Annotated in this window: 11 protein-coding genes; 5 read left to right on the top strand and 6 right to left on the bottom strand. The window is 68.2% G+C overall.

Annotated features, from left to right (window positions below; genetic code table 11):
• The first annotated feature begins 19 nt into the window (after nt 1–19).
• Nucleotides 20–715: a MotA/TolQ/ExbB proton channel family protein gene (locus tag GFK26_RS04865; protein ID WP_153281020.1), complete on the top strand. Its 696-nt coding sequence runs from the start codon at nt 20–22 to the stop codon at nt 713–715.
• 17 nt (nt 716–732) lie between these two features.
• Entirely contained in the window at nt 733–1,197 is a 465-nt protein-coding gene (locus tag GFK26_RS04860) for an ExbD/TolR family protein (protein WP_153281019.1), read from the top strand.
• Between the two features lie 151 nt (nt 1,198–1,348).
• Here the strand turns inward: GFK26_RS04860 and GFK26_RS04855 are convergent, their stop codons facing one another.
• The 6 genes from GFK26_RS04855 to GFK26_RS04830 form a co-directional block, all read right to left on the bottom strand.
• Nucleotides 1,349–3,832 (bottom strand): glycogen/starch/alpha-glucan phosphorylase, encoded by a 2,484-nt coding sequence (locus GFK26_RS04855; protein WP_153281018.1) that lies wholly within the window; start codon nt 3,830–3,832, stop codon nt 1,349–1,351.
• A gap of 42 nt (nt 3,833–3,874) precedes the next feature.
• Entirely contained in the window at nt 3,875–5,344 is a 1,470-nt protein-coding gene (gene glgA, locus GFK26_RS04850; protein ID WP_153281017.1) for a glycogen synthase GlgA, read from the bottom strand.
• 10 nt (nt 5,345–5,354) lie between these two features.
• Nucleotides 5,355–6,692, bottom strand: a complete 1,338-nt coding sequence (gene glgC, locus GFK26_RS04845) for a glucose-1-phosphate adenylyltransferase (RefSeq protein WP_153281016.1) — start codon at nt 6,690–6,692, stop codon at nt 5,355–5,357.
• An 87-nt stretch (nt 6,693–6,779) separates the two neighbouring features.
• A complete protein-coding gene (glgX, locus tag GFK26_RS04840) occupies nt 6,780–8,852 on the bottom strand; it encodes a glycogen debranching protein GlgX (protein ID WP_153281015.1) in 2,073 nt (690 codons plus the stop codon).
• A gap of 829 nt (nt 8,853–9,681) precedes the next feature.
• Nucleotides 9,682–11,868, bottom strand: coding sequence for a 1,4-alpha-glucan branching protein GlgB (gene glgB / locus GFK26_RS04835; protein WP_153281014.1), 2,187 nt, complete (start codon nt 11,866–11,868; stop codon nt 9,682–9,684).
• Between the two features lie 5 nt (nt 11,869–11,873).
• Nucleotides 11,874–13,541 (bottom strand): alpha-amylase family glycosyl hydrolase, encoded by a 1,668-nt coding sequence (locus tag GFK26_RS04830; protein ID WP_153281013.1) that lies wholly within the window; start codon nt 13,539–13,541, stop codon nt 11,874–11,876.
• A gap of 130 nt (nt 13,542–13,671) precedes the next feature.
• Here GFK26_RS04830 and GFK26_RS04825 point away from each other — a divergent pair, with 130 nt between their 5' ends.
• The 3 genes from GFK26_RS04825 (at nt 13,672) to lptE (ending at nt 18,429) form a co-directional block, all read left to right on the top strand.
• Entirely contained in the window at nt 13,672–15,156 is a 1,485-nt protein-coding gene (locus GFK26_RS04825; RefSeq protein WP_153281012.1) for a flavin-containing monooxygenase, read from the top strand.
• 85 nt (nt 15,157–15,241) lie between these two features.
• On the top strand, nt 15,242–17,872 hold the full coding sequence (gene leuS / locus GFK26_RS04820) for a leucine--tRNA ligase (RefSeq protein ID WP_153281011.1): 2,631 nt from the start codon (nt 15,242–15,244) through the stop codon (nt 17,870–17,872).
• Nucleotides 17,873–17,907: 35 nt separating this feature from the next.
• Nucleotides 17,908–18,429: an LPS assembly lipoprotein LptE gene (gene lptE / locus GFK26_RS04815; protein WP_153281010.1), complete on the top strand. Its 522-nt coding sequence runs from the start codon at nt 17,908–17,910 to the stop codon at nt 18,427–18,429.
• The last annotated feature ends 8 nt before the right edge of the window (nt 18,430–18,437 follow it).

The raw sequence follows: 18,437 nt of genomic DNA, 5'->3' as shown, positions 1-18,437 counted from the left end.
ACCACAAAGGACGACGCGAATGAGCGTGCTCGAACTGCTGACCCACGGTGACGGCGTCAGCCGTTCGGTGGCCGCGCTGCTGCTCGCGATGTCGATCGCCAGCTGGGTTGTGATCCTCTGGAAAGCCTGGTTGCTGCGCGGCGGCACGCGCGACGTGCTGCGCAGCATCGCGGCGTTCTGGCAATCGGCCACCCTGGCCGAGGCCGAGCAGAAGCTCCAGGCCTTCGACCGCGCCGAACTCGTGCGGCCCGCCGTGGCCGCGCTGCGCCAGGCCGCCGCCGAAGCCCCCGGCGGCACGCTGGGCGCCACGGTCGATCGCAACCAGCGCCTCACGCGCGTGCTGCGTGGCGCGCTGCACGGCGCGCTGCGGCGCCTGCAGGCCGGGCAGATCCTGCTGGCCACCGTGGGCGCCACCGCGCCCTTCGTCGGCCTGCTCGGCACCGTCTGGGGCATCTACGGCGCGCTCGCGGGCATCGCGGGCCAGACCGGCGGCTTCACCATCGACAAGGTGGCCGGCCCGGTCGGCGAGGCGCTCGTGATGACGGCCTTCGGCCTCGCCGTCGCCATTCCGGCCGTGCTGGCCTACAACGTGTTCGGCCGCGTCGTGGGCCGCGTCGAGGCCGAGCTCGAAGGCTTTGCGCACGACCTGCTCGGCAGCTTCGGCGAAGCGCCGAAGCCCGCCGCACCGCCGCCTGCGCGGCCGATGCCGGTTTAGAGAGCTGCACACACACCATGGCCTTCGGACGCACATCGCTAGGCAGCAGCGCCGCAGGCGGCGGGCGGGCCGTGGGCGCGGGCGGGCAGCGGCCGCTGTCCGACATCAACGTCACGCCGCTGGTCGACGTGATGCTGGTGCTGCTGGTGATCTTCATCATCACCGCGCCGCTGATGGCCAGCTCGATCAAGCTCGACCTGCCGCAGACCGACGCGGGCCAGCCCAACGACACGCCCAAGTTCGTGAGCCTGTCGGTCGATGCGTCGGGCAAGACTTTCTTCAACGACAAGCCCGTGACCGACGAAGAGCTGACGGCCCAACTCGAAAAAGCTGCCGCCGACAGCAAGGACACCGAAGTGCAATTGCGCGCCGACCAGACCGTGCCATATGGCAAGGTGGTGGCGCTGATGGGGATTGCGAACAAGGCGGGGTTGAGCCGGATCGGGTTCGTGACCGAGGCTGAGCCAGCAAAACCGCGCTGAGTCCGGTTTTGCTCCTTCCCCCTTTGGGGGAAGGTTGGGATGGGGGCACAGCGGCATCCGATTCGGCGCAGTGCTTCATTGACTGCCGTCGTGCCCCCACCCCAACCCTCCCCCAGCGGGGGAGGGAGAAATACCGAAGGCTCGAGTCAGTTCAGCTCAGCACAACCGGCTTCGTATGCCAGATCTCATGCGCGTACTGCGCAATCGTCCGGTCCGATGAGAACGCCCCCATCCCCGCCACATTGAGGATCGCCATGCGCGTCCACGCCTCCGCGTCACGGTACAGCGCATCGACCTCGGCCTGCTTGGCCACGTAGCTCGCGTAGTCGGCCAGCAGCAGGTAGTGGTCGCCCCAGTTCACGAGCGCGTCGTAGATGCCCTGGTAGCGCGCGGGCTCGCCCGGTGAGAACGCGCCGTCGCGGATGGCGTCGAGCACGCGCTTGAGTTCGGCGTTTTCTTCGTAGATCTCGCGCGGCTGGTAGCCGCGGGCGCGGATGTCGGCCACCTCGGGCGTGGTGTGGCCGAAGATGAAGATGTTCTCGGGGCCGACGTTCTCGCGCATCTCGACGTTGGCGCCGTCGAGCGTGCCGATGGTGAGCGCGCCGTTGAGCGCGAACTTCATGTTGCCCGTGCCTGAAGCTTCCGTGCCCGCAGTGGAAATCTGCTCCGACAGGTCGGCTGCCGGCATGATGATCTCGGCCAGGCTCACGCTGTAGTTCGGCAGGAACACCACCTTCAGCAGCTTGCCCACGCGCGCGTCGGCATTCACCGTGGCCGCCACGTCGTTGATGAGGCGGATCACCTGCTTGGCCATCGCATAGGCCGAGGCGGCCTTGCCCGCGAACACGACCACGCGCGGCACGATGTCGACCGGCGCACCGCTGGCCTGCGCATCGAGGATGCGGTGATACCGCGCGATCACGTGCAGCACGTTGAGTAGCTGCCGCTTGTACTCGTGGATGCGCTTGACCTGCACGTCGAACATCGCGTCGGTGTCCAGGTCGAGCTTCAGGTGCTGCTCGACCCAGTTGGCCAGCCGCAGCTTGTTCTCGCGCTTGGCATGGCGAAAGGCGCGCACGAAGGCGGGCTGCGCGACCATCGGCCGCAACGCTTCGAGCTGCGACAGGTCGCGCCGCCAGCCCTTGCCGATGCGCTGGTCGAGCAGGCCGGCCAGCGGCGGGTTGGCCTGCGCGAGCCAGCGGCGCGGCGTGACGCCGTTGGTCTTGTTGTTGAAGCGCTCCGGAAAAATCCTGGCGAAGTCGGAAAAGATCGACTGCTTCATCAGCTCCGAGTGCAGCCCCGACACGCCGTTGATCGAGTGGCTCGCCAGCACGGCCACATACGCCATGCGCACGCGCCGCTCGCCCGCTTCGTCGACCAGCGACAGCCGGCGCATCAGCTCGACGTCGTTGCCCACCTTCTGCGTCACCGTGGCGAGAAACTTCGCGTTGATGTCGTAGATGATCTGCAGATGTCGCGGCAGGATGCGGCCCAGCATCTCGACCGGCCAGGTCTCCAATGCCTCGTGCATCAGCGTGTGGTTGGTGTAGCTGAACACCTTCTGCGTGTGGGCCCAGGCCACGTCCCACGCGAGGCCGTGTTCGTCGAGCAGCAGGCGCATGAGCTCGGGCACGGCGAGCACCGGGTGCGTGTCATTCAGGTGGATGCTGACCTTGTCCGACAGCTGGTCGAAGCTCGTGTGGTTGCGCAGGTAGCGGCGCAACAAGTCTTGCACGCTGGCGCTGCAGAAAAAGTATTCCTGGTGCAACCGCAGCTCGCGGCCCGAGGGCGTGGAGTCGTCGGGGTAGAGCACGCGCGACACGTTCTCGGAGTGGTTCTTGCTCTCCACCGCCTGCATGTAGTTGCCGCGGTTGAAGGCCGACAGGTCGATCTCTTCGGTGGCGCGCGCCGACCACAGCCGCAAGGTGTTGGTGGCCTGCGTGCCGTAGCCGGGAATGATCGTGTCGTAGGCGACGGCGCGCACGTCGTGCGTGTCGACCCAGTCGGCCGCGCCGTAGGGCGCGTTCGTGCCTTCGCGCTTTTGCACGCGCCCGCCGAAGCGCACGCGGTAGTTCACTTCGGGCCGCTGGAACTCCCACGGGTTGCCGCGCGTGAGCCAGTAGTCGGGCGTTTCGACCTGCTGGCCGTCGACGATCTGCTGGCGGAACATGCCGTATTCGTAGCGGATGCCGTAGCCCATGCCGGGCACGCCGAGCGTGGCCATCGAATCGAGAAAGCAGGCCGCGAGCCGCCCCAGGCCGCCGTTGCCGAGCGCCGCATCGGGCTCGCGCTCGGCCAGCGCGGCCATGTCGACGCCGAAGTCGGCCAGCGCCTCGCGCACGATGCCGTACAGGTCGACGGCGAGCAGCGCGTTGGTGAAGGTGCGCCCGATGAGGAACTCCATCGACAGGTAGTACACGCGCTTGAGGTCCTGCGCGTAGTTGGCGCGCGTGGTCGTCATCCAGCGTTCGACGAGCTGGTCGCGCACCGCGAGTGCGGTGGCATGCAGCCAGTCGTCGGGGCTGGCGGCCACGGGATCCTTGCCGACGGCGTAGATCAGCTTGTTGGCCACTGCGCGCTTGAAGGCGGCAACGTCGCGGTCGGGGTGGTCGTAGGCGAAGTCCTTGATCGTCATGGGGGGCGTTCTCGGGTGGGTTGTGGGGTGTGGCGCGACCGTTCAGGCCAACGCCCGTTGATAGACATCGATGTATTGCGCCGCTGCGGCGCCCCAGTCGGCGGGACGTCGCATGGCGTTGGCGCGCACGCGGCGCCAGTCGGCGGCGCGCCCGTAGAGCGCGAAGGCGCGGCGCAGGGCGCGGTCGTAGTCGGCGTCTTCGAAGCGGTCGAACACGAAGCCGGTGGCCGCGCCGCTGGCCATGTCTTCCAGCGTGCAATCGACCACCGTGTCGGCCAGCCCGCCGACGCGGCGCACCAGCGGCAGGCTGCCGTACTTCAGGCCGTACATCTGCGTGAGGCCGCAGGGCTCGAACAGCGAAGGCACGAGCGTCACGTCGCCCGCGCCGAAAAGCTGGTGCGCGAGCGCCTCGTCGTAGCCGATGGTGACGCTCACCGATTCGGGCGCTGCCGCCGCGCGCTGGCGGAAGGCATCTTCGAGCCAGCCTTCCCCGCTGCCCAGCAGCGCGAGCTGGCCGCCTTGCGCGAGCAGCCTGTCGAGGCCGCCGAGCACGAGATGCAGGCCTTTCTGCTCGGTGAGCCGGCTCACCACGATGAACAGCGGCGCGTCGGCGCGTTCGGCCAGTCCCAGCTGGCGCTGCAGCAGCGACTTGCAACGCGCCTTGCCCGCCATGTGGCGGCCTTCGGGCGTCTGGTAGCCCTGCACGAGCGCGGCGTCGGTGGACGGGTTCCAGACCTGATCGTCCACCGCGTTGAGGATGCCGCTGAGCACGTTGCTGCGCTGGCGCAGCAGGCCATCGAGGCCGCAGCCCTGTTCGGGCGTCTGGATCTCGAGCGCGTACGTCGGGCTCACGGTGGTGAGCTGGTCAGCAAAGCAGAGGCCGCCCTTCATGAAGGAGACCTGGCCGTGGTACTCCAGCCCGTTCATGTGGAAGGCCGACGGAGGCAGGCCGAGTTCGGCGAAGTGCTTCGGCGCGAACAGGCCTTGGTAGGCAAGGTTGTGCACGGTGAACACGGTGCCCGTGCGCGCGCCGCCCGCGCGCCGCGCGAAGGCCAGGTAGGCGGGCGCGAGCGCTGCGTGCCAGTCGTGCGCATGCACGACGTCGGGCCGCCAGGCGGGGTCGAGCCCCTGCGCGAGTTGCGCCGCCGCCCAGCCCAGCAGCGCGAAGCGCCGGTGGTTGTCGCTGTAGGGCTGGCGCGTGGTGTCTTCGTACGGATTGCCGGGCCGGTCGTAGAGCGCGGGCGCGTCGATCACGTAGGTGGGAAGCGGCGGTGCGCCGGCAATGGCGACATGACCGGCGCGCAGGCCGAAGCGTTCGCCCCAGGGCGCGGTGAATTCGGCCACAGGCGCCAGGTCGCGCACGCCAGCCACGATGGCGGGAAAGCCCGGCAGCAGCGCGCGCGCGTCCTGCCCCGCGGCCATGAGTGCCAGGGGCAGGGCGCCGGCGATGTCCGCCAGGCCGCCGGTCTTGAGGAGGGGAAACAGCTCGGCGCTGACCTGCAGGATGCGCATCGTGCTTCGCTTATTGAACGGCGGCGGGCACGGGGTCGGGCGCCAGCCGGTGCAGCATTTCGCGCGTGACCAGCACCACGCCTGTTTCCGTGCGCTCGAAGCGCGCGGCATCGGCTTCGGCGTCTTCGCCGATCACCGTTTCGTCGGGGATCACGCAGCCGCGGTCGATCACCACGCGGTTGAGCCGGCAGCCACGGCCCACTTCCACGTCGGGCAGCAGCACGGCTTCGTTGATCTCGCAGAAGGAGTGGATGCGCACGCCCGAGAACAGCACCGCGCTGCTGATCTTCGAGCCCGAGACGATGCAGCCGCCCGAGACGATCGTGTTGACCGTCATGCCGTGCTTGCCCTCGCGGTCGAGCACGAACTTGGCCGGCGGCAGCTGCCGCTGGTAGGTCCAGATGGGCCAGTCCGTGTCATAGATGTCGAGCTCCGGGGTGATCGAGGCCAGGTCGAGGTTGGCTGCCCAGAATGCATCAATCGTGCCCACGTCGCGCCAGTAGGCCTTGGCGTCGGGTCCGCGCGAGGCGCGCGTGACGCACGACATGCTGAACGGATGCGCCAGCGCGCGGCCCTCGGCCACGGCGCGAGGAATGATGTCCTTGCCGAAGTCGTGGCTCGAGTCGGGGTTGGCGTTGTCTTCCTCGAGCAGCCGGTACAGGTAGGCCGAGTCGAAGATGTAGATACCCATGCTGGCCAGCGCCATGTCGGGGTGGCCGGGCATGGCGGGCGGGTCGGCGGGCTTCTCGAGGAAGCTGGTGATCTGCCGGCCGTCGTCCACCGCCATCACGCCGAAGGCCGTGGCCTCCATGCGCGGCACCTCGATGCAGCCGACCGTGCAGCCCAGGCCGCGCTCGGCGTGGTCCTTGAGCATGACGGAGTAGTCCATCTTGTAGATGTGGTCGCCGGCCAGCACCACCACGTAGTCGTGCGGCGTGGAGCGGGTGCTGATGATGTCCAGGTTCTGGAACACTGCATCGGCCGTGCCGCGGTACCAGTGCTCGTCGCCCATGCGCTGCTGCGCGGGCAGCACGTCGACCATCTCGTTGAGTTCGGCACGCAAGAAACTCCAGCCGCGCTGCAGGTGGCGCATGAGCGAGTGCGACTTGTACTGCGTGACCACCGCCATGCGCCGGATGCCGGAGTTCAGGCAGTTGGACAGTGCGAAGTCGATGATGCGGAACTTGCCGCCGAAGTACACGGCCGGCTTGGCGCGGCGGTCGGTAAGCTGCTTGAGGCGGGAGCCCCGGCCGCCGGCCAGCACCAGCGCGATGGTGCGGCGGACCAGTTGATGGGCCTGCAGGGGCGGCTGCGTGGCCGGGGTGCCCTGGGTGTTGAGCTTGTCCATCTGTGTCTCCGTTCGTTCAGTCGTTCGTTGTTCGTTCGTCGCCAGAGTGTCCGCAGCGAGTCTGGCACTGTGCTGTGAGCTTGGCTCCTACGTTCTTGCAAGCCAGAGGCTCGAAACCGGAACCTCCACCACGCGTTCCAGCGGGCGGGGGGCGGTGCGCAGATCGTCGGCGTCTTCGGCGTCGGTCGCAAGGCAGCAGCGCCAGTCGCCGTCCGGCAGCGTGAAGGTGACGGGGTTCGGGCCCGCATTCACCAGCACCAGCCAGGCCTCCTCGGCATGCCCGAACAGGATCGCAAGGGCCGTGCCCGCGTGCCAGTCGGCCGGTGCCATCGGCTGGCCGTCGGGACGCAGCCAGCGCAGGCCCGGTGGGGCGCCGGCCGGTGGCTCGGCCGGCCACCAGCGCGCGCTGCGCAGCACCGGCGCCTCGCGCCGCAGGGCGGTGAGCCGCGCGACGAAAGCCGTGAGGCGCGCGCGTTCGCTGGCCGGGTCCGACAGGCCGATCCAGCCGAGCCAGGTGGTCTCGTTGTCCTGGCAGTAGGCGTTGTTGTTGCCGTTCTGGCTGTGGCCGAGTTCGTCGCCGGCCAGCAGCATCGGCGTGCCCTGCGACAGCAGCAGCGAGGCGAGCAGCGTGCGTTGCAGGCGGGCACGCATCGCGCGCACGGCTGGGTCGTCGCTCGGGCCTTCGACGCCGCAGTTGGTGCTCAGGTTGTGCGCGTGGCCGTCGCGGTTGTCTTCGCCGTTGGCGAGGTTGTGGCGCGCCTCGTAGCTCACGAGATCGCGCAGCGTGAAGCCATCGTGCGCGGTGATGAAGTTGACGCTCGCGGTCGGTGCGCGGCCATCGTGCGCAAAGCTCGCGCTGGAGGCCGTGAAGCGGTGCGCGAAGTCGCCCAGCCCGGTGGCACCTTCGCGCTCCTGGCGCAGCCAGAATCCGCGTTGCGTGTCGCGGAAGCGGTCGTTCCATTCGAGCCAGCCGGGCGGAAACTCGCCGAGCCGGTAGCCGCCGGGGCCGATGTCCCAGGGCTCGGCGATGCGCAGCGTGCGCGACAGCACCGGGTCTTGCGCGATGGCCGCGAAGAAGGGCGCGCGCGCATCGAAGCCGCGTTGTGCGTCGCGGCCCAGCACGGGCGCGAGGTCGAAGCGGAAGCCGTCGACGCCCATCTCGCAGGCCCAGAAGCGCAGGCTGTCCATCACGAGCTGCAGCACGCGCGGTTCGCCGAGGTTGAGGCAGTTGCCGGTGCCGGCCCAGTTCTCGTACAGCGCGCGGTCGTCGGCGCGCAGGTGGTAGTACAGGGCGTTGTCGATGCCGCGCAGCGAGAGCGTCGGGCCGAGCTCGTCGCTCTCGGCGCTGTGGTTGTAGACCACGTCGATCACCAGTTCCATGCCGCGCGCATGCACCGCATCGGCCATCGCGCGGAACTCGCTGGCGGGCGTGGTGCCGGGGCGGCCGCTCCAGAAGCGCGCCTCGGGGGCGAACCAGCCGATGGTGTTGTAGCCCCAGTGGTTGGTCAGGCCTTGGGCGAGCAGGCGCGGTTCGTCGGCGCGGTGCTGCACGGGCATGAGGCTGAGGGTGGTGACGCCCAGGCGTTGCAGGTGGTCGAGGACGGCGGGTTCTGCGAGGCCTGCGTAGGTACCGCGCAGGGGTTCGGGCACGCCCGGGTGTTGGTGGGTGAGGCTGCGGATGTGCAGCTCGTACAGGACGCGGTCGGTGGGGGATGTGGGGCGGCCTGTTGTTGGGGGTGTGTTGCTTGTTGCTGTTACGCGGGCCTTGAGTGCGATGGGGGCGTTGTCTCGGGTGTCGCGTTGGGTTGGCTGTGTTGCGTCGTGGCCGAGGAAGAGGTCGCTGCCGTTGTAGTGGCCGAGGATTTCTCGGGCGTAAGGGTCGAGGAGGAGCTTGGCGGAGTTGAAGCGCTGTCCTTTTGCGGGGGCCCAGGGGCCGTGGACTCGGTAGCCGTAGATCAGGCCTGGTCTTGCGTTGGGGAGCAGGCCGTGCCAGATGCCGTCGGTGCATTCTGGGAGCGTTAGGCGCTGCTGTTCGCTCTGGCCTGTGCTGTCGAAGAGGCAGAGTTCTACTTTGCTGGCTGTTGGGGCTGCGATTGCGAAGTTGACGCCTTGTGGTGATGGCGTTGCGCCCAAGGGGAGGGAATGGCCTGGGCTCAGCATGTTGCTTGTGCTCCTGAGCGTTTGTTTCCCGAGGCCGGGACTCGCCCCGGCGGGCGACTTACTTTCTTTTGCTTCGCCAAAAGAAAGTAAGCAAAGAAAAGGCGACCCCACTGTCTGCGACCCTGCGCTTCGCTGCGGGCAACCTGCGGTGCTCGCGTTTCGCGGGGTCTCGCAGAACTCGCTGCGCTCAAACAGCTGCGAGCCCTGATCCGCGAAACGCTGCGCTCCTCGGCGCATACAGAGGGGGTGGGCACCGAACGGGCCATCGCTTTGCTCGGCTGGCAATCGGGCCTTTGCTTCGCTCGGCTTTGTTGTGGTTTTTGGGCCGCTGCTTTGTTCGGCGGCCGGACTGGCTCCCTCTCCCCTTGGGGAGAGGGAGCGGGGGAGGGCATCGGCCTTTGTGCGGGCCAGGCGATGTTTCCGTGCCGTCGGCCCTCACCCCCACCCTCTCCCAGAGGGAGAGGGAGCCAGTCAAACGGCGAAGCGAAGCCCGGCATGTCTTCAATCCCCCCGGCGCCCATCCCCGCCGAGCGAAGCGAAGGCCCGTGGACTGGCCGAGCAAAGCGAAGGCCTGCTGGATCCCCAAGCCCTTCTGTATGCGCCGAGGAGCGCAGCGTTTCGCGGATCAGGGCTCGCCCTTGTTTGAGCGAAGCGAGTTTGGGCGAGACCCCGCGAAATGCGAGCACCGCAGGTTGCCCGCAGCGAAGCGGAGGGACGCAGACAGTAGGGTCGCCTTTCTTTTGCCTACGTTTCTTTGGCGAAGCAAAGAAAAGTAGGTCGCCCGCCGGGGCGAGACCCGGCCTCGGAACACAAACGAGCACAGAGCGTTTCAAGCCAACACCCACATCAAAGTAGCGAGTGGCGGCACGCTGATCACGATCGAATCGCCCTTCCCATGCCAAGCCACAGAAGAACTCTCGACAACTCCGTTCCCAACACCGCTCCCCCCATACACAGCCCCATCGGTATTAATGATTTCCCGATACGAACCCGCACAAGGCACCCCCAACCGATATCCCTCCCGAGGCACCGGCGTGAAGTTGCAAACCACCACAACAAACGCCCCGTCCAGTGCCCGACGAACAAACGCAAAAACCGACTGCGCCACATCGTCATGCACGAGCCATTCGAACCCCGAGCCCTCATGGTCCAGCTCATGCAAAGCAGGAAAGTGCCGATACACATTGTTCAGATCGCGCACCAACCGCCGCACCCCTTGATGCGCCGCATGCTCCAGCAAATGCCAGTCCAACCCGCGATCCGCATTCCACTCCGCGTACTGCGCAAACTCCCCCCCCATGAACAGCAACTTCTTCCCCGGATAACCCCAGAGATACCCATACAGGTTGCGCAACCCCGCAAACTTCTGCCACTCATCCCCAGGCATGCGCCCGATCATCGACCCCTTGCCATGCACCACTTCGTCATGCGACAGCGGCAGCACGAAGTTCTCGCTGTGCGCGTACATCAGCCCGAAAGTGACCTGCTGGTGATGGTGCTTGCGATAGACCGGATCGGTCCCCGCATACGCCAGCGTGTCGTTCATCCACCCCATGTTCCACTTGTAGTGAAACCCCAGCCCGCCGTCTTCCGGCGGACGCGTCACACCAGGAAAGCTCGTCGACTCCTCAGCGATCGTCACCGCGCCCGGCCGCTCCACGCCCACCACGCGGTTCATGCGCCGAAGGAAATCGATCGCCTCCAAATTCTCGCGGCCACCTTGCGCATTCGGCACCCACTCGCCGGCCTTGCGGCTGTAGTCGCGGTACAGCATCGACGCCACCGCATCCACGCGCAGACCGTCCACGCCATAGCGCTCCAGCCAGTACAGCGCATTGCCGACGAGGTAGTTGCGCACCTCCGTGCGGGCGTAGTTGAAGATCAGCGTCTGCCAGTCGTTGTGAAAGCCCTCGCGCGGATCGGCGTACTCGTACAGCGCGGTGCCGTCGAAGTTGCCCAAGCCGTGCGCATCGGTCGGAAAGTGCGCGGGCACCCAGTCGAGGATCACGCCCAGCCCCGCGGCATGCGCGGCTTCGACGAAATGGCGGAAGTCGCTCGGCGTGCCGAAGCGCGAGGTCGGCGCATAAAGACCGATCGGCTGGTAGCCCCATGAGCCGTCGAAGGGGTGCTCGGTGATGGGCAGCAGTTCGATGTGCGTGAAGCCCAGGTCGCGCACATAGGGCACGAGCGTGTCGGCCAGCTCGCGGTAGTCCAGCCATTCCTGGCCGTGGTGCTTGCGGCGCCATGAGCCCAGGTGCACTTCGTAGACGCTGATCGGCGCATGGCGCGCGTTGGCTTCGGCGCGACCGGCGGGCATCGGCACCGGCGCGGGCAGTGGTGCCACGACGCAGGCGGTGCCGGGTCGCAGCTGCGACGAGAACGCGAAGGGGTCGGCCTTGCGCAGCACCTCGCCCTGTGCCGACAGGATCTCGAATTCGTAGCTGTCGCCCACGGCGACGTGCGGCGCGAAGATTTCCCACACACCGCATTCGCGACGCAGCCGCATCATGTGGCGACGGCCGTCCCAGTTGTTGAAGTCACCCACCACCGAGACGCGCCGCGCGTTCGGCGCCCACACGGCAAAAGCCACGCCCTTCACGCCGTCGATCTCGCGCAGGTGCGCGCCCAGCCGTTCCCACGGCCGCAGGTGCGTGCCCTCGGCCAGCAGCCAGACGTCGGTCTCGCCGAGCACGAAAGGAAAGCGATAGGGGTCTTCGAGCCGCGTGGCATGGCCCGCGTCCCAGTCGACCTGGAACGAATAGCCCATGCGCGCCTCGGCCGCGGGCACGAGGCCGCTGAACAGGTCGGTGCCTTCATGCCGCGCGAGGATCGACAGCGGCCAGCCGGTGCGTGAATGCACCACGGCCACCTGCCGCGCGCCGGGCATCAGCGCGCGCACCTCGAGCCCTTCGGCCGCCTCGTGGGGGCCGAGCACGGCGAATGGGTCGCCGTGTTCGGCGCGCATCAGCGCGTGGATGTCGGCCGGCTTGAGGAAAGAAGGAGAAGAAGGGGGCATGGGGTTCAGCGTCCTCCTGCTGCGGCGGGCATGCCGAAGCACACGCCATATGGCGCCAGTGTCAGCAGGGGCTTTGATGAGGGGGGATCGGTGGTGACGGTCGCGGTCGATGCGAGCGGGTGCCCGGCCAGCGGCACCCACAGGTCGGGCAGTGGGATCGACACCGGTTCGCTCCCTGCGTTGAAGATCGCATGCAGCACCGCATCGCCCTCGCTTCGCACGAGGTGCAGCAGCGGCTCGGGTGCATCGACGAACGCCAGCGCGCCCGTGCGCAGCAGCGGCTGCGTACGCCGCCAGTGCAGCAGCGCGCGGCTGAAGGCCAGCATCGAGTCGGGGTCGCGCTCCTGCTGCGCGACCGCCAGCGGCAGGTGCGCGCCGTCGACCGGCAGCCAGGGCGTGCCGCTGCTGAAGCCGGCGTTCGGCGCATCGGCGGTCCAGGGCATCGGCGTGCGGCAACCGTCGCGGCCCTTGAACTCGGGCCAGAAGGCGCGGCCGTAGGGGTCTTGCAGCAGCTCGAAGGGCACGTCGGCCTCGGGCAGGCCCAGTTCTTCGCCCTGGTAGAGGCTGGCGCTGCCGCGCAGCGCGAGCAGCAGCGCCATCCAGAGCCGATCGCGGCGCGTGTCGGGCGCGGCGCCGTCGCTCCAGCGCGTGGCGACGCGCGGCACGTCGTGGTTCGACACCGCCCAGCAGCCCCAGCCGCCCGTGGGCGCGAGCGCGGCGTCGAGCGTCTCGACCTGGTGGCGCAAATGCTTCGGGCTGTGGTCGGCGGTCAGCAGGCTGAAGCTGTAGGCCAGGTGCAGGCGCTTGCCGAGTTCGGTGTACTGCGCCATGACGGGCGGCGCGTTCTCGTCGCCGACCTCGCCGAGCGCGATCGCGCCGTAGCCGTCGAGCAGCTGGCGCAGGCGCTCGAGGAACACCAGGTTTTCTTGCTGGCTCTTGTCGTACAGATGCTGCTGCATCGCATACGGGTTGTCGGCGCGCACGGTGCTGACCTCGTCGATCGACGCGAGCGATGCGGGCGGGTTGTCGCGCAGCAGCGCGTCGTGGAACTGGTGGTTGCAGGCGTCGAAGCGAAAGCCGTCCACGCCGCGCTCGCACCAGAAGCGCACCTCGCCGAGCAGGGCGTCCTGAACCTCGGCGCAATGGAAGTTGAGGTCGGGCTGCTCCGTGAGAAAGCTGTGCAGGTAGTACTGCCGCCGGCGCGAGTCCCACTGCCAGGCCGAGCCGCCGAAGACCGAGAGCCAGTTGGTGGGCGGCGTGCCGTCAGGTTGGGGGTCGGCCCAGACGTACCAGTCGGCCTTCGGGTTGTCGCGCGAGCTGCGGCTTTCGGCGAACCACGCGTGCTGGTCGGACGTGTGCGAGAGCACCTGGTCGATGATGAGCTTCAGCCCCAGCGCGTGCATGCGTGCGCGCATGGCGTCGAAGTCGGCCAGCGTGCCGAACAGCGGATCGACCGCGCGGTAGTCGGCCACGTCGTAGCCGAAGTCTTTCATGGGGGAGCGGAAGAAGGGCGAGACCCAGACCGCGTCGACGCCGAGGCTGGCGACGTGGTCGAGCTTCGACGTGATGCCGGGCAGGTCGCCGACGCCGTCGCCGTTGCTGTCCATGAAGCTGCGCGGGTAGATCTGGTAGATCACTGCGCCCCGCCACCATTCGCCTTTGCTGCCGCTCATGCCTGCCCCTGTGGTCGAAATTCATTGTGGCATGCGAAATCCGGGCCAGCAGTACGCTGATGCGGACAGCCGCCGCGCAAGAAGTGGGTAAATTCAGCAGGGCGGGACGCTGCCGTCCCGCCCCCGACCGATGACCACCGACGACCCCGCTTTCTCCCCCTCCGCTCCTTCCGCCCGACCCATCGGCCTCGCCGCGCTCGAACGCCGGCTCGCCCAGGACCTTGACTACCTCGGCTGGCCCGCCCGCGCCTGGGTGCCGCCGCGCCAGATCGCCGGCGAGCCCGTGCTCGACGTGGCCATCATCGGCGGCGGCCAGGCCGGGCTGGCCGCGGCAGGCGCGCTGGCGCAGCAGGGCATCCGAGCCGTGATCTTCGACCGCGCGCCGGCCGGCCGCGAAGGCCCCTGGGCCACCACGGCGCGCATGGAAACCCTGCGCTCGCCCAAGGAACTCACGGGCCCTGCGCTGGGGCTGCCCTCGCTGACCTTCCGTGCCTGGTTCGAGGCCCAGTTCGGCACCGAGGCCTGGGCCGCGATGGACAAGATCCCGCGCCTGCAGTGGATGGACTACCTGGTCTGGTACCGCCGCGTGATGGGCGTGGACGTGCGCAACGACACCGCCGTCACCGGCCTGCAGCCGCTGCCCGACACCAGCGCCGTGCGCCTGGACCTGCGCACGCCCGACGGCGAACGCCGCGTGCTGGCGCGCCGCGTCGTGCTGGCCACCGGCCGCGACGGCCTCGGCGGTCCGGCCGTGCCCGCGTTCGTGGACGGCCTGCCGCGCGCCAGGTGGGCGCATTCGTCCGACGAGATGGACTACGGCCGCCTCAAGGGCCTGCGCGTGGGCGTGGTCGGCGCGGGCTCCTCGGCCATGGACAGTGCCGCCACGGCGCTCGAGGCCGGCGCGCACAGCGTCGAGCTGCTGATCCGCCGGCCCGACCTGCCGCGCGTCAACAAGGGCAAGGGCGCCGGCGTGCCGGGGCTCACGCAGGGGCATTACGACCTGCCCGACGAACTCAAATGGCGCATCCGCCACTACATCAACGTGCTGAACGTGCCGCCGCCGCACGGCAGCACGCTGCGGGTGTCGCGGCATGCCAACGCCTTTTTCAACTTCGGTTGCCCCGTCCTGGCCGTGGCGCCGCAGGGCGAGGCGCTGCGCGTGACCACGCCCAAGGGCGACTTCGCATTCGACTTCCTGATCGTGTCGACCGGTTTCCAGGTCGACTGGGCCGCCCGCCCCGAATTCGCGGGCATTGCCGCCCACATTCGCACCTGGAAAGATCGTTTCACGCCCGCGCCCGGTGACGAAGACCGCGAACTGACCGATTCGCCCGACCTCGGGCCGGCCTTCGAATTCCAGGAAAACGCGCCCGGCGCCTGCCCGGGGCTGGATCGCATCCACTGCTTCTGCTACCCGGCGGCGCTGTCGCACGGCACGGTGTCGGGCGACATTCCGGCCATCAGCGACGGCGCGCGGCGCCTGGCGTCGGGGCTGGCCAGCCTGTTCTACCGGGAAGATGCGGCCCACCACTGGGCGAACCTGCAGGCCTACAGCGAGCCGGAACTGTTCGGCGACGAGTGGACGCCCGCCCCGCCGCCGCAGGAAAGGGCCTGATTCCGGCACGGGGCCGGGGGCGATCACGCGCGGCGCGATAATCCGCCTTCCCGGCCGCCGTCGAGCCGGGCCCTGCCGAGATGTCATGAACCCCAGCTACAAACCCAGCGACGTCGAGTCCGCTGCCCAGGCGCAATGGCGCGCCGCCGATGTCTACCGTGTCACCGAGGACACGGGTCGCAAGAAGTACTACGCCTGTTCGATGCTGCCGTACCCCAGCGGCAAGCTGCACATGGGCCACGTGCGCAACTACACGATCAACGACATGCTCACGCGCTACCTGCGCATGAGCGGCTACAACGTGCTGATGCCCATGGGCTGGGACGCCTTCGGCCTGCCGGCCGAGAACGCGGCGCTCAAGAACGGCGTGCCGCCGGCCAAGTGGACCTACGAGAACATCGCCTACATGAAGGGCCAGCTCCAGGCCATGGGCCTGGCGATCGACTGGAGCCGCGAGATCGCCACCTGCGATCCGAGCTACTACAAGTGGAACCAGTGGCTGTTCCTGAAGATGCTCGAAAAGGGCATTGCCTACCGCAAGACCCAGGTCGTCAACTGGGACCCGGTCGACCAGACCGTGCTGGCCAACGAGCAGGTGATCGACGGCAAGGGCTGGCGCACCGGCGCCACCGTCGAGCGCCGCGAGATCCCCGGCTACTACCTGAAGATCAGCGACTACGCCGAAGAACTGCTCGAGCACACCCAGCACAAGCTGCCGGGCTGGCCCGAGCGCGTCAAGCTGATGCAGGAAAACTGGATCGGCAAGAGCGAGGGCCTGCGCTTCGCCTTCACGCATGACATCAAGGATGCGAGCGGCAAGCTCATCCAGGACGGCCGCATGTACGTGTTCACCACGCGTGCCGACACCATCATGGGCGTCACCTTCTGCGCCGTCGCGCCCGAGCATCCGCTGGCGGCGCACGCCGCCACGCTCGATCCGAAGGTCGCGGCCTTCATCGAGGAATGCAAGGGCGGCGGCACCACCGAAGCCGAGCTGGCCACGCAGGAGAAGAAGGGCGTGCCCACGGGCCTGACCGTGACGCACCCGATCACCGACGAACAGGTGCCGGTGTGGGTCGGCAACTACGTGCTCATCAACTACGGCGACGGCGCCGTGATGGGCGTGCCCGCGCACGACGAACGCGACTTTGCCTTCGCCAACAAGTACGGCATCGAGATCATCCAGGTCGTGCTGGTCGACGACGAACCGCACTTCGACTATCACAAGTGGCAGGACTGGTACGGCGACAAGCAGCGCGGCGTGACCATCAACTCCGACAACTTCAGCGGCATGACCTACAAGGAGGCCGTGGCCGCCGTGGCGCATGCGCTGGGCCAGAAGGGCCTGGGCGAGCTGCAGACCACCTGGCGCCTGCGCGACTGGGGCGTGAGCCGCCAGCGCTACTGGGGCACGCCGATCCCGATCATCCATTGCGACGAACACGGCGCGGTGCCGGTCCCCGAGAAGGACCTGCCCGTGGTGCTGCCGACCGACTGCGTGCCCGACGGCTCGGGCAACCCGCTGGCCAAGCACGAAGGCTTCCACGCCGGCGTGGTGTGCCCGGTGTGCGGCAAGGCCGCGCGGCGCGAGACCGACACGATGGACACCTTCGTCGATTCGTCGTGGTACTTCATGCGCTACTGCGACCCCAAGAACGACCAGGCCATGGTCGCCGAGGGCGCCGACTACTGGATGCCGATGGACCAGTACATCGGCGGCATCGAGCATGCGATTCTTCACCTGCTGTACGCGCGCTTCTGGACCAAGGTCATGCGCGACCTGGGCCTCGTGAAGGCCGACGAGCCCTTCGCCAAGCTGCTCACGCAGGGCATGGTGCTCAACCACATCTTCTACAAGCGCAACGAGAAGGGCGGCAAGGACTACTTCCCGCCGCTCGAAGTCACGGCGGTGCTCGACGCGCAGGGTCGCATCACCGGCGGCACGCTGGCCGACGGCACGAAGGTCGAGTACGGCGGCGTGGGCAAGATGGGCAAGAGCGAACGCAACGGCGTCGACCCGCAGGACCTCATCGAGAAGTACGGCGCCGACACCGCGCGCCTGTACACCATGTTCACCGCGCCGCCCGAAGCCACGCTCGAGTGGAACGACGCGGCCGTCGAAGGCAGCTACCGCTTCCTGCGCCGCGTGTGGAACTACGGCGTGGCCCAGGCCGACGTGGCGCCGGTGGCGCTCGCCGGCCAGAGCTTCGGCAAGCCCGCCCAGGCGTTGCGCCGCGAGGTGCACACCGTGCTGCGCCAGATCGACTACGACTACCAGCGCATGCAATACAACACCGTGGTGTCGGGCACGATGAAGCTGCTCAACGCGCTCGAAGGCTTCAAGCCCGACGGCAGCGCGGGCGACGCGGCCGCCGCGCGCGAGGGCTTCGGCATCCTGCTGCGCTGCCTGTACCCGGCCACGCCGCACATCGCGCACCAGCTCTGGCAACAGCTCGGCTACGACAAGGCATCGGGCGACCTGCTCGACGCGCCCTGGCCCGTGGTCGACGTGGCCGCACTGGCGCAGGACGAGGTCGAACTCATGCTGCAGGTCAACGGCAAGCTGCGCGGCAAGCTGCTCGTGCCCGCCGGTGCCTCGAAGGACGAGATCGAGCGTCTGGCGCTCGCCTGCGACGACTTCGTCAACTTCGCCGAAGGCGCGCCGCCCAAGCGCGTGATCGTGGTGCCCGGGCGCCTGGTCAACGTGGTCATCTGACACAGACTCTGCAGAACGACGGAAACGACAGACGCATGAACATTCGCAATGCCTCGCAGCCGCGCCGCGGCTTTCTCCTGGGCCTCGGCGTCGCAGGCGCTTCGCTGGTGCTGTCCGGCTGCGGCTTCGCACTGCGCCAGGCGCCGACCTTCGCGTTCAAGACGCTGTCGCTCGAAGGCAATACGGCGCTCATCAACCAGCTGCGGCGCGAGCTGCGCGCGGCCGGCAACGTGCGGCTGGTGCCCAAGGAAGAGGCGGGCACCGCCGACGCCGTGCTCGTCGTGCTGGGCGAGGACCGCGACCGGTTCGTCATCTCGACCAATTCCGCTGGTCTGGTGCGCGAGGTGCAATTGCGCCTGCGCGCCCGCTTCAGCCTGCGAACACCGGGCGGCAAGGAATTGCTGGCCGCCTCCGAGGTCTCGCAGACGCGCGACCTGAGCTTCAACGAAACCAATGCGCTGGCCAAGGAGAGCGAGGCCGATCTGCTGTACCGCGACATGCAGGCCGACATCGCGCAGCAGTTGATGCGCCGGCTGGCGGCGGTGCAGTCCCTGTAAGCCTCGCT

The organism is Variovorax paradoxus (assembly GCF_009498455.1).
Classification (GTDB): Bacteria; Pseudomonadota; Gammaproteobacteria; order Burkholderiales; family Burkholderiaceae_C; genus Variovorax; species Variovorax paradoxus_H.
Note: the sequence above shows the minus strand (reverse complement) of the source record. Positions and strands in the feature narration are given on the sequence as shown.